Origin of the sequence: Halopseudomonas salegens, from assembly GCF_900105655.1 — a bacterium.
GTDB lineage: Bacteria > Pseudomonadota > Gammaproteobacteria > Pseudomonadales > Pseudomonadaceae > Halopseudomonas > Halopseudomonas salegens.
In genome coordinates this window covers 2,349,120-2,360,786 of record NZ_LT629787.1, presented here as the reverse complement: position 1 = coordinate 2,360,786, position 11,667 = coordinate 2,349,120, and the positions used below count along the sequence as shown (strand labels likewise).

Here is an 11,667-nt window from a genome sequence, read left to right as displayed (position 1 = left end):
GATAATGAAACACCTTTGGTTGCCCGTGGTTGTCAGTGTGCTGGCCGGTTGTGCCGGTACGGGTGGCAGTCAGCCCGTCGATCAGCAAGCGATCACCGAAGCGCGGGCCAAATTGAGCTTGGGCGGCTGTGATCGCGCTCTGGTCGATCAGGTGCGCCGTTCAGGGGATGCGCAGTTGCATCAGGAGGCGGCATTTGCGTGTCTGCAGCAGGGCAGTTTGTCCCTGACCGAACGTCTGTTGCAGGGCTACCGCGATGATTTCGTGGATCAGGAACATGCCGATTACAGCGAGTACCTGTGGGCATTGGCTGGCGTCCTGCACTTTGAGCTGGAACAGGGTGACGACCGCAAACGCCTGGAAACGGGCCGCGAGGCGCATGCCCGTCTGGTACGTTTTGTCCGCGACCACCCGGAATCCAGCTACCGGCAGGATGTTGTTCCCCGACTGGAAGAAATTCATGAAGGGATGGCGCGCTCAGAATACCGCCTGGCCCGTTTGAGTGCAGACAGTGGCGACAACGATCAAGCCAGGCAGCGAATGAAGTACGTGACCAGTGCCTATCCACGCAGCTCGGCAGCCGCCGATGCGCAAGTCTGGCTGGAGCGCCACAACGGGGCAAACTGATGGCCAAAACAGCGCTCTTAGCCCCTTTGTGCTCGCTAGCTGTGCACAGGGGGGTACCTGTTCGTGAGCTGTGCCCGGAAAACCGCATGGATTTTGTGTGCGTTGCCGAACACTTGCTAACCTGCTGATTTATAACGCTTTTTAATTGCTCAAAATTTAACCAATCTGACTGTCGACCGCATAAGCTGTAGCTTTAATGGCAATCCTGCGACGCTTTCCACAAGCTTATCCACAGATTTTGTGGATAGCTTGCGGTAAGCCCCGGATCAGATACCCTGCGGGTGATCTTCGCCACCAAAAGCGTTGCCCAGCAGGGGCAACAGTTGTTCCAGGGTATTGGCCATGATGGCAAAACTGGCATCCAGTTGGGAGGCCATATCATCACCTGCGGCTTCGTCAGCTGCCTCCCGCAGCACATCCTCAAAGCGCAGACGTTTGACGGTCAGCTTGTCATCCAGAGTGAAACTCAGCTTGTCATCCCACTGCAGTGCCAACTGACTGACCTGCTTGCCGGCGGTCAGGTGCTGCTGGATTTCATCGCTGGAAAGATCCTGCCGCTTGCATCGGATCACACCACCGTCTTCATGGGTATCCTTGAGTTCGCACTCATCACCGATGACCAGTTGCTCGGGCGCTGTTCCCTGACGCACCCACTCCGTCATGCAGGCGGCCGGTGCAATTTTCACCGTCAAGGGTCGAACGGGCAGGCTGCCGGTCGTTTCCCGCAACAGGTTGAGCAGGTCCTCGGCGGTTTTATGGCTGCCACTATCGACGGCCAGCCAGCCGTTGGCTGGTGAAATGCAAGCCAGCGTGGTGCGGCTGCGGGTAAAGGCACGTGGCAGCAGGGTCTGCACGATTTCATCCTTGAGCGTATCGCGTTCCTTGCGGTAAACCTTGCGGGCGTCGCGTGCTTCGATTTCCTCGATTTTTTCCGTCAAGGCATCCTTGATGACGCTGCCGGGCAGAATGCGTTCATCCTTGCGCATGGCAATCAGCCAGATGCCTTCGGCAACCTGCAGTCGGTTCTCCGAATGACGGCCAAAGGGCGTAGTCCAGCCCAGAGTAATCTGTTCCTGGCTGCCACAGGGGCGCGCAGGGCGCTCTTCCAGCGCGGTCGACAGCTGATCTTCAGTAAAGGGGACGGATTGGTTGAAACGATAGAACAGCAGGTTGCGAAACCACATGAAGCATTCCTTGTTGCGTTGAAGTCGTGTCGGAAAATAGAGCGGGCCGTAAGCGGCGGAACGGCAGATAGTGCCTGACTAGTCGTTGCCTCGCCAGTCTTCAGACAGAATCAGGCAGTCGTCTGGCTGACAAACCGGCAAATTTTGCGGTATTGGGGTAAGGCATTGAAATACACCTGAAAAAAAAACCAAAAAGGTATTGCCAGAGGCGCAAAAGGTGACCATAATGCGCCCCACTTCGAGAGCAAATGGGTGATTAGCTCAGCTGGGAGAGCATCTGCCTTACAAGCAGAGGGTCGGCGGTTCGATCCCGTCATCACCCACCACTCGCACTCAAAGTATCGCGCAGCGGTAGTTCAGTTGGTTAGAATACCGGCCTGTCACGCCGGGGGTCGCGGGTTCGAGTCCCGTCCGCTGCGCCATCTTGCAAAACCCTTGACCGGTTTCCGGTCAAGGGTTTTTTAGTCTCTGGCCCTGGTAAATTGACCACCCGGAATCCTTTCTTCTTCTTGTCACTTCCCGGCATGCCGCCTACGCGCGATGCAAGGGTGACGCCTTGTCGGCATGCCCATGCGCCAGGCATTGATTGGCAGGGGAAAAACCGAATTCTGCTGTGGTCGGCATCTGTCTGCCCTGTTAAGCTGAGTCCTTTATTCCTGCCTGTTACAGGCCTGTTTATCGAGGTAAGCATGAAGCGAAATCTGCTGGCAGCCAGCATTGCCATAAGTATGATCACCCTGGTCGGTTGTGCCGACGATACACCGGAAGTTACGGAAACAGATCTCTCCACGCCGATCCAGCAAGCCTCTTATGGCATCGGTCTGAATATGGGCGGCAGCCTGTTGCAGGAAGGTCTGGATGACATCGACACGGATGCACTGGCACTGGGTCTGAGAGATGCGCTGGAGCGTAACGATCCGCGCCTGGATGAAGAGGCTCTGAATGATGCCTTTGCCCAGCTGCAGAATCGTGCCCAGGAGCGGGTTGAAGCCTTGGCGGAAGAAGCCAGTGCTGCCAATCAGAGCTACCTGGAAGAAAACGCCGCGCGTGAAGGCGTGGTCACCACCGAGTCGGGTTTGCAGTATGAAGTGCTCAGCGCTGCCGATGAAGAGGCAGCAAGCCCTGGCGCCAATGACATGGTGACGGTGCACTATGAAGGCCGTCTGGTAGACGGGACGGTATTTGACAGCTCGCTTGAGCGCGGTGAGCCGGCCCAGTTTCCGGTCAGCGGTGTTATCCCGGGTTGGGTTGAGGTCCTGCAGCTGATGCGAGTGGGTGACAAGTGGACAGTAACCATTCCGAGCGACATGGCTTACGGCGAACGCAGCCCGAGCCCGAGCATTCCGCCGAACTCCATTCTGGTGTTCGATATGGAATTGCTCAGCATCGATTCCGCAGAGTAGATCGACTGTTACCGGCCAGGCGTTCTGACTGGCCGGTTTTACCCTTTCCCAGAGCCTTCAGGTTCAATAGTGTTACCCTTATGCACAAATGCCGGTAACACTTTCTTCGGGCCCGATGCAAGCCTTGTTTCAAACTGGCGTTTTTTTATATCTATCTGATTTTAAAGTGTTTTTCAGTCTGCTCAAAATCTGCTCAGTTTGTCTTGAGGCCTTGTTTTATGGCTATTTCAGGCGGCTTTACCCGACTTTTTCACAGACTTATCCACAGCATCTGTGGGTAACTTCCGGTTTAATCGTAACGTCTGACCAGGCGTTGAATAACACCCTCGGCCAGGAGTTCATTGATACTGTTGCGTAGCTTGTTTCGGCGCGCCTGATCATTGCCGGCAATGGCACAACGCAAGTCAAAACTCTCCAGACTCCAGTCGCTCAAATGCAATTCGCTGACATTCTCCTGGCGAATATAAAACCGGGCAGCTCGACGCAGTTCAATGCTGGCGTCCAATCGACCGCGTTGCACCATGGCCATGCGCACGCTGATATCACGTACATCGTGACGATTGACTTGCTGGTCCTGAAAGGCACGGTTCAACGCGTCGGCGTAGTGATAACCCAGGGTGGTCCCCAGTACTTTGCCATGCAGATCACTCAAGCTGTCCGGCGCGGGGTGTTCGCGGCTGACGATGATGTCGGCATCGCTGTACAAGGGCTGCGTCCACAGGTAATCATTCGGGTTGGCATGCCAATCCGGCTGCGTATTGCACAGCAATTCAATACGGCCCTGCTGCAGCGATTCATCGATCCGGTTATTCGGCGTAGGGATAAAGTCGACCTGTTTGCCGTGCTGGTCGGCAACCAGATTGCCGATAAGGTAGGTCAGGCTGCTGGGTGCCAGGCTGTTGTCGCTCTGCGTTATTACGTAGGGTGCAGGGTCGGCCGGGGAAAAACCCCAACGGATGGGTGCTTCTGGCGGGGCAGCGCAGAGACTGGTTGCGGGCAGCAGTGAAAGGCTCAGGATGGCAAGGCGCACTGGGTAACTCCACCTGGAAGGAGCAAACGTCAAGCATGGACTATGCGGGGTTTTGGTAAGGGACTCAAGCCAAATCTCGACCGGCCTGACAGGCCCCCGGAGGGCTGTCGGCGGGGTAGCATGGGTGACCGCATGCTACCCGCCTTGCTCAGTGCTCAGCCTGCATGCGCCAGGCGTTCATTCAGTTCCAGCATGTCAATGAGTATGCGTCCGGTTTCAACCAGGAAAGGGTCATCCTCGGAATCCTCATCTTCCTGGTTGAGGGCATGAATCGATTCGGTCAGAGGGTCCTTCTCCTCGATCTCGGTCAGTGCTTCCTCGCCACGTGCTTCCCGCCTACGGTTTTCCAGCGCAAGCATTTCAGCCTCAAAACCTTTTTGCTGTTCCTGCCGCAGCGTCTTGTTCAGCGGCAAAAATTCTCGTTCCTGCATGCGCTTGTTCAAGTCAACGCGGGCGAGGGTGTAATTGAACTCGGCATCACTGGCTACCCGGTCCAGGTGACGCTCCGACAATTGCCGAATAAAGGGCGCAAGCTGCAATCCGGCGTTGTAGTCTGCCGGCGCAATGGTATCCCAGGGCAGGGCCCGGGGCAGGCTGCTTTCGCCAATCTCGCGGCTGTCCAGCAGTGACGGGAAAACAATATCGGGAACTACGCCACGATGTTGCGTGCTTTGCCCGGAAATGCGATAAAACTTGGCCAGCGTCAGTTTCAGTTCGCCGTGGTTGAGCGGCTGAATTGACTGCACGGTACCTTTGCCAAACGTGGGTTCACCGATCACCAGGGCACGGCCATAGTCCTGCATGGCACCGGCAAAAATCTCCGAGGCCGAGGCGGAAAGACGATTGACCATCACCGCCAGTGGACCCTGATAGGCAATGCCGGGATTGCTGTCATCCAGCACCTGCACCTTGCCCTGGCTATTGCGTACCAGCACCGTTGGACCCTGTTCGATAAACAGACCAGTCAGTTCGGTGGCCTCTTGCAGTGAACCACCGCCATTGTTGCGCAAATCCAGCACCACGCCATCGACACCTTCTTCTTGCAATTCACTCAGCAGGCGGCGTACGTCACGGGTAGTGCTGCGGTAATCTTCATCGCCGTTGCGATAGGCCTTGAAGTCAAGATAGAAGCCCGGCACCTCGATCACACCAATGCGGTATTCCTGCTCCTTGTCCTGCCATTCGAGAATGCTGGAGCGAGCTGCCTGATCTTCCAGCTTGACCGCTTCGCGGGTCAGGCTGACTTCGCGACTGCTCAAATCGCCGGGGGCGTTGGCGGCAGGAATGACATCAAGGCGGACTTTGGAGCCCTTGGGGCCACGAATCAGCTTGACCACTTCATCAAGACGCCAGCCAATGACATCGACCATTTCATCGGCTCCCTGGGCAACACCGACAATACGGTCAGCCGGTTCCAGCTGCTGGCTTTTCTGTGCCGGCCCCGCGGGTACCAGTCGGACAATGCGAGTGAACTCGTTGTCACTCTGCAAGACCGCACCGATGCCTTCCAGCGACAGGCTCATATTGATGTCGAAGTTTTCCGCATTTTCCGGTGACATGTACTGGGTGTGCGGATCATAGGCCTGGGCCAGGGCATTGATGTAATTCTGGAAAATATCCTCACCGCGGGTCTGGTACAAACGGTTTCGCTGATTGCTGTAACGCTTCTCAAGCTGCTCGCTGATGGCCTCCATCTCGCGTCCGGCCAGCGACAGGCGCAGCACTTCGTCGGTAATCTGTTTGCGCCACAGGGCTTCGAGGGCCTGCTCATCCGCCGGCCACTCAGCGTTTTCCCGATCAACCAGAATCTGCTCGTCGCTGTTCATGTCCAGTTGCTCGAGACCTTCATCTACCAACTGGAGAGCAAATTCGATACGTTGATCTGCGCGCTGGATTTGCTGTGCATGCATGCCGAAACCGATGGTCAGATCGCCGTCAAGCAGCAAGTCATCCATGCGATAGCGGTATTCTTCAAAGTTGCTGACATCCTGCGCAGTAAAGAGGCTGCGTTGGGGGTCAAGCTGCTCGAGATAGAGATCGAAAATGTCGCTTGATAGCGCGTCATTGAGCTGAATGCGGTTGTAGTGATGGCGGCGCAACAGCTCGACAATGTTGAGGCTGGCAACCATTTGCTCGCGTGTAGGTTGCAAGGCTTCCAGGTCAAGACTATCGGCTTGTTCAGCATAGGCCGGCAGCAGGCTGGAACAGGCCAGCAAGCTGATCAGGAAAGCCGAGCGCAGGGTATTCAAAGCATTCATGGTGGGTATCGTATCCGCGGCTGGTGGGGTATTGTCGGCCAATGCCGAACCTACCTATTAACACAAACACTATGGAGGCAGCGTGAGAGGATTGCAAGCCAATGGCGGACAGCTGGAGTGGGTTGAACAACCTGCGCAACCCCTTGATTCTGGGCAAGTTCGTCTGTCAATCAAGGCTGCCGGACTGAACCGGGCAGATTTGTTACAAAAGGCTGGGATGTATCCACCCCCGCCGGGTGCTCCAGCCGTGTTGGGGCTGGAGTGCGCCGGTGAAGTCATTGAAACCTGTGGCGATACCCGCTGGGCCGTTGGCGACCGCGTGTGCGGCTTGCTGGCGGGTGGGGGGATGGCGGAAGAAGTGGTAGTGGATGCCAGACACCTGCTGCCCGTGCCTGAAGGTTTCGATTGGGCGCAGGCGGGTGCGATCATGGAAGTCTTCGCGACGGCCTGGCTGAATGTTTTCGAGCTGGGTGCGGCCAAACGGGGTGAGAAAGTCCTGATTCATGCCGGTGCCAGCGGCGTGGGTACGGCGGCTATCCAGCTGTGTCATGCGATGGGCAACCCGTGCTGGGTCAGCCTGGGCTCGGAGGAAAAACTGGCCCAGACGCGTGCTCTGGGTGCGAGCGGCGGGGTATTGCGCCAGCAGGGTATCAGCCAGTTGCAGGATTTCGGTCCCTTCGATGTGGTGCTCGACCCCGTTGGCGGCAGCTATGCCGCTGACCACCTTGATCTGCTGGCACTGGACGGCCGCTGGGTGATGATTGGTCTGATGGGCGGGCGAGAAGCCAAGCTGGATCTGGCCAAGGTACTGGTCAAGCGTCTGCAACTGACCGGCTCGACCTTGCGTACGCGCAGTGCCGATTTCAAGGCGGACTTGCTGGCACGAATGGAACAGAGGCTCTGGCCCTTGTTTGCGGACGGCACCCTGAAGCCATTGGTGGCGGGTACTTACCCGTTCAAGGCGGCGGAAGATGCCTTCGCCGAATTGGCGGCCGACAAGGTAGTGGGCAAGTTGGTATTGGTTGCGGAGTGATTGCTGTTTAAAAACTGCGGGTTATTTGCTGTCAGAATGCAGAAAGCCCGAGAGCGGTGTTGCCATCGACGAGCTCCAGGGACGGCTCGTAGCGTGTCTGGAGCGGGTGGATGGCAATGCCGCATGCACGCACTCTTAGCGGGCTGATGGATGCACTTGTTTACAAAGTGAAGCCGCCATCAATGGGAATAATATTGCCGGCCATGTAGGCGCCTGCTGCACTGGCCAGCATAATCGCCAATGCCGACATTTCCTCTTCCTTGCCCCAACGCCCCATCGGGATCATTTCGCAATCCTCGGCCAGAGCTTTGGGGTCGCTATGGATGTGGCGCGTCATTTTGCTCGGGAAGCGGCCGGGTGCAATTACGTTCACATTGATGTGTTCATTGACCAGCTCGCGGGCCAGCAGGCGTGACATCTGATGCACGGCTGCTTTGCTCGGGCCATAGGAATAGGCCTGCTCACCAAAGGTACTGATGCCGGCGACCGAGCCGATATTGATGACCCGCGTCGGGTTATCGGCATTGGCGCCTTTGCGCAGCAAGGGAAGCAATTGCTGGATGGTGCTGAATACCGCAGTCACATTCAACTGCATGACCTTGTGCCAGCCTTCCGCTGGAAAGGTTTCCAGCTCGCCGCCCCAGGCAGTACCCGCATTATTCACCAGAATATCCAGCTGCCCGGTATGTTGCTGCAGCTCGGCAGCCAGCGCCTTGGCGCCTTCTTCCGACGACAGATCCGCGCGCAGGGCAATGCATTCACCGAACTGGCTCAATTCTTTCGCGGTTTCTTCGCCTTCAGCCAGCTTGCGCGAGCAAATGAAAACGCGGGCGCCAGCCTTGACGAACCCTTTGGCGATCATGCGACCGATACCACGGCTGCCACCGGTAACCAGCGCCGTGCGACCGGCGAGACTGAAATATTCCTGCATGACGGACTCCTTCATAATGGGGTAAAGCCAACACCATAGTCCTGCTGCTGTCAGCCTGCCATGCTTATCGAATGGACAAATAGGCTGTTATGCCCTGACTTGAGACGGCGCGCGCCAGCTTGGGCAGCGGCGTGCGGGTATTTGCGTTATCCTTGCGCATTGATTTCAGACAGTTGAAGGAGTTGCCCCATGCCCAGCCCTCGCCGATCGCGCAAGGAAGATGCTTCCGCCTGGACCGTTGCCGACAGCCGCAGCGTCTACGGTATTCGCCACTGGGGCGCTGGCTACTTCAATCTGAACGATCAGGGGCATGTGCAAGCGACACCCCAAGGCGAACAGGGTGCCGAGATTGATTTGCATGAGCTGGTGCAGCAGTTGCGTGAGTCCGGGCTGGACTTGCCCCTGCTGATCCGTTTTCCCGATATTCTGCAGCACCGCGTTCGTCAACTGACCGGCGCTTTCGATCAGAGTATTGCCGAGCTGGAATACCAGGCCAGCTACACGGCGCTTTATCCGATCAAGGTCAACCAGCAGGAAGCGGTGGTGGAAAACATCATTGCCACCCCGAATGTATCCATTGGGCTGGAAGCCGGCTCCAAACCGGAACTGATGGCCGTGCTGGCACTATCCCCCAAGGGCGGCACCATCGTCTGCAATGGCTACAAGGATCGCGAATTCATCCATCTGGCGCTGCTCGGGCAAAAGCTTGGGCACCGGGTATTCATCGTTATCGAGAAAGAGTCCGAAGTCGATCTGGTGATCGAAGAAGCGGCCGCCCTGGGGCTGACGCCGAATATCGGCTTGCGCGTGCGGCTGTCATCCCTGGCATCGAGCAAGTGGGCCGATACCGGGGGCGAAAAGTCCAAGTTCGGCCTCTCTGCCGCGCAACTTCTGCGCGTTGTGCAACGCTTCACCGACGCCGGCCTGCAGGATGGCATGCGTCTGCTGCATTTTCACATGGGCTCGCAGATTGCCAATCTGGCCGACTACCAGCACGGCTTTCGTGAAGCCATTCGCTACTTTGGCGAGCTGCGTGCGCTGGGTTTGCCGGTCGATCATATTGATGTCGGTGGTGGCCTCGGGGTGGACTACGATGGCACCCATTCGCGCAATGCCAGCTCGATCAACTACGACGTCAATGAGTATGCGCACACGATTGTCGCCATGCTCAAGGATTTTTGTGACCAGCAATCCTTGCCCCATCCGCACATCTTTTCCGAAAGCGGTCGGGCACTGACCGCCCACCATGCCGTACTGGTAGTCCAGGTGACCGATGTCGAGCGCTACAACGACATGGTGCCGCCAATCGATGATCTGGAGGCCTTGCCGGCGGTGGTGCGCAACCTGATCGCCCTGCTGGATCGGGATGACATTGAGCTGGTCACTGAAACCTACTGGCGTGCAACGCATTACATCAGTGATGCCGCCAGCCAGTATGCCGAGGGCAAGGTCAGCCTGGCGGAAAAGGCCCTGGCCGAGCAGTGCTACTTTGCCCTGTGCAATCGGCTGCATGCCCAGTTGAAAGCGCGCCAGCGTTCGCACCGTCAGGTGCTGGACGAGCTGAATGACAAGATGGCCGACAAGTACATCTGCAATTTTTCGGTATTCCAGAGTCTGCCCGATACCTGGGCGATTGATCAGGTGTTGCCGATCATGCCGCTCAACCGGTTGGATGAAGAACCCCTGCGCCGTGCGGTTCTACAGGATCTGACCTGCGACTCGGACGGCAAGATTCGCCATTACGTCGATGAGCAATCCATCGAGAACACCTTGCCGGTGCATGATCTGCGCGAGGGTGAAGATTATCTGCTGGGCGTATTCCTGGTCGGCGCCTATCAGGAAATTCTCGGCGATATGCACAATTTGTTTGGCGATACCGATTCGGTCAACGTCTACCTGCGCGAAGGCGGCCGGGTCGAGCATGGCGGCATCGAGACCCACGATACCATTGAAGACATGCTGCGCTATGTGCACTTTGCACCCGGTGAACTCTTGACCCTGTATCGCGACAAGGTCGCAGGGGCTCGCTTGAGTCCGAGTGAACGGGCCAGGATTCTGGATACCTTGCGCCTGGGTCTGACCCGCTCGTCTTATCTCAATGCGAATTCAGGAAACACCGATTAAATCACTGCTGTGCGTCAGCCCGGTCAGCAACAACCGGGCTGCAAGGGTTTTGTGGCGTCAATCAGTCTTTCTTTAATGGTGAAAATGGTGAGCTGAGGTGCGGGTTGGGTCAGGTTTCTTTGGCTTCAGCCTCGCGCCCGGGCTCGGTCAGACAAGCCTGGCTGCGGTCACGGCCATTGCGTTGGGCTTCGCCCAGGGCCATCTCGCTTCGGGTCACCAGGCTGTTGAAGTCTTCATCCTTTTGCAGGCTGGCGATGCCGACACTGATGCTGATGGCATTATCGACCAGCAGGTTGCTGTCCGCAGTCAGTTGGCGCAACTTTTCTGCCAGCTCCTTTGCCTGTTTGAGATCCGTGTGGGGCAGCAACATGAGAAACTTGCCACCACTCCAGCGACAAACCAGGTCCGACTGACGGATAGTCGTACTCAGCAGCTTGCTGAAACTGCTTAGCACTTCATCGCTGACCTGGTGGCCATGATTCTGGTTGATGTCATTGAACTGATCGAGTTCGATGGCCAGGGTGCTCAGCGGAACATCATGACGCCGGCATCGCTTGAGTTCAGCATCTGCTTCGTCACTCAATCGCCAACGATTCCACAGCCCGGTCAGAGGGTCCGTCTGATTGTTCTGATGCGTGTGTTTTTCCGCCTTTTCCAGCTTGCTGTGCAGCGCCTGGATTGTCTTGTCGCGGGTTTTCAAACGGCCGACCAGAATGCGGTTGTAGACCAGCGAGAAAATCAGAAAAAACACCAGAAAAAGGGCGCCGGTAGCGGTGAGCGGCGTGCCGGCCAAGGCTGACATTTCCATAAAGGACACCTGTTTCAGATTGATACTGCTTGCCTGCGCGGGCGGTCAATCCTGTCGCCAAACGGCTACTCCAACATGTTGTGGCAGAGCGGTGCGCCGGGCAGAACGATTCAGCAGTCACAATGGCGCTGAATAGCGGATTCGTCAAGTTGCCGACGTGGCGTCAGAGTGCGCTAAAGAACTGTCAAGAGAGGTCGATAGCTCCGGTGAAAGCTGAAATATTATGCCATAATTTCAGCATAACCAACTGTAAGACAGGCTTTGGTCAAGA

General features: G+C 56.9%; 9 protein-coding genes and 2 tRNA genes. 6 read left to right on the top strand and 5 right to left on the bottom strand.

The genetic code is table 11. The features are described from left to right. Positions 1 to 4 precede the first annotated feature (4 nt). Positions 5 to 625: an outer membrane protein assembly factor BamD gene (gene bamD, locus BLU07_RS10780; protein ID WP_092386804.1), complete on the top strand. Its 621-nt coding sequence runs from the start codon at positions 5 to 7 to the stop codon at positions 623 to 625. Between the two features lie 266 nt (positions 626 to 891). Here bamD and rdgC read toward each other — a convergent pair whose 3' ends face one another. Continuing rightward, positions 892 to 1,809 carry a recombination-associated protein RdgC gene (gene rdgC / locus BLU07_RS10775; RefSeq protein WP_092386802.1) on the bottom strand — a complete coding sequence of 306 codons (918 nt, stop codon included), beginning with the start codon at positions 1,807 to 1,809 and terminating at the stop codon, positions 892 to 894. A gap of 250 nt (positions 1,810 to 2,059) precedes the next feature. Between rdgC and BLU07_RS10770 the strand changes: the two genes are divergently transcribed. From BLU07_RS10770 to BLU07_RS10760, 3 genes are all read left to right on the top strand, one after another. Further along, positions 2,060 to 2,135: transfer RNA gene (locus BLU07_RS10770), tRNA-Val, on the top strand. 19 nt (positions 2,136 to 2,154) lie between these two features. After that, positions 2,155 to 2,231: transfer RNA gene (locus BLU07_RS10765), tRNA-Asp, on the top strand. A 267-nt stretch (positions 2,232 to 2,498) separates the two neighbouring features. Further along, a complete protein-coding gene (locus BLU07_RS10760) occupies positions 2,499 to 3,212 on the top strand; it encodes an FKBP-type peptidyl-prolyl cis-trans isomerase (protein WP_092386798.1) in 714 nt (237 codons plus the stop codon). Positions 3,213 to 3,501: 289 nt separating this feature from the next. On the opposite strand, the gene BLU07_RS10755 is transcribed toward BLU07_RS10760, so the two are convergent. Further along, positions 3,502 to 4,242 (bottom strand): substrate-binding periplasmic protein, encoded by a 741-nt coding sequence (locus BLU07_RS10755; RefSeq protein WP_157719185.1) that lies wholly within the window; start codon positions 4,240 to 4,242, stop codon positions 3,502 to 3,504. 155 nt (positions 4,243 to 4,397) lie between these two features. Further along, positions 4,398 to 6,500: a carboxy terminal-processing peptidase gene (locus BLU07_RS10750; protein WP_092386794.1), complete on the bottom strand. Its 2,103-nt coding sequence runs from the start codon at positions 6,498 to 6,500 to the stop codon at positions 4,398 to 4,400. A gap of 82 nt (positions 6,501 to 6,582) precedes the next feature. Between BLU07_RS10750 and BLU07_RS10745 the strand changes: the two genes are divergently transcribed. Then, positions 6,583 to 7,533, top strand: coding sequence for an NAD(P)H-quinone oxidoreductase (locus BLU07_RS10745; protein ID WP_092386792.1), 951 nt, complete (start codon positions 6,583 to 6,585; stop codon positions 7,531 to 7,533). Between the two features lie 160 nt (positions 7,534 to 7,693). Here the strand turns inward: BLU07_RS10745 and BLU07_RS10740 are convergent, their stop codons facing one another. Continuing rightward, a complete protein-coding gene (locus BLU07_RS10740; protein WP_092386790.1) occupies positions 7,694 to 8,464 on the bottom strand; it encodes an SDR family oxidoreductase in 771 nt (256 codons plus the stop codon). Between the two features lie 189 nt (positions 8,465 to 8,653). Between BLU07_RS10740 and speA the strand changes: the two genes are divergently transcribed. Continuing rightward, positions 8,654 to 10,588 carry an arginine decarboxylase gene (speA, locus tag BLU07_RS10735; protein ID WP_092386788.1) on the top strand — a complete coding sequence of 645 codons (1,935 nt, stop codon included), beginning with the start codon at positions 8,654 to 8,656 and terminating at the stop codon, positions 10,586 to 10,588. Positions 10,589 to 10,697: 109 nt separating this feature from the next. Here speA and BLU07_RS10730 read toward each other — a convergent pair whose 3' ends face one another. After that, positions 10,698 to 11,396 (bottom strand): GGDEF domain-containing protein, encoded by a 699-nt coding sequence (locus BLU07_RS10730; RefSeq protein ID WP_092386786.1) that lies wholly within the window; start codon positions 11,394 to 11,396, stop codon positions 10,698 to 10,700. Positions 11,397 to 11,667: the final 271 nt, after the last annotated feature.

Coding starts and splice junctions, on each gene's coding strand:
- BLU07_RS10750 (WP_092386794.1), bottom strand. CDS start 6,500: ATGAATGCTTTGAATACCCTGCGCTCGGCTTTCCTGATCAGCTTGCTG.
- bamD (WP_092386804.1), top strand. CDS start 5: ATGAAACACCTTTGGTTGCCCGTGGTTGTCAGTGTGCTGGCCGGTTGT.
- rdgC (WP_092386802.1), bottom strand. CDS start 1,809: ATGTGGTTTCGCAACCTGCTGTTCTATCGTTTCAACCAATCCGTCCCC.
- BLU07_RS10730 (WP_092386786.1), bottom strand. CDS start 11,396: ATGGAAATGTCAGCCTTGGCCGGCACGCCGCTCACCGCTACCGGCGCC.
- speA (WP_092386788.1), top strand. CDS start 8,654: ATGCCCAGCCCTCGCCGATCGCGCAAGGAAGATGCTTCCGCCTGGACC.
- BLU07_RS10740 (WP_092386790.1), bottom strand. CDS start 8,464: ATGCAGGAATATTTCAGTCTCGCCGGTCGCACGGCGCTGGTTACCGGT.
- BLU07_RS10760 (WP_092386798.1), top strand. CDS start 2,499: ATGAAGCGAAATCTGCTGGCAGCCAGCATTGCCATAAGTATGATCACC.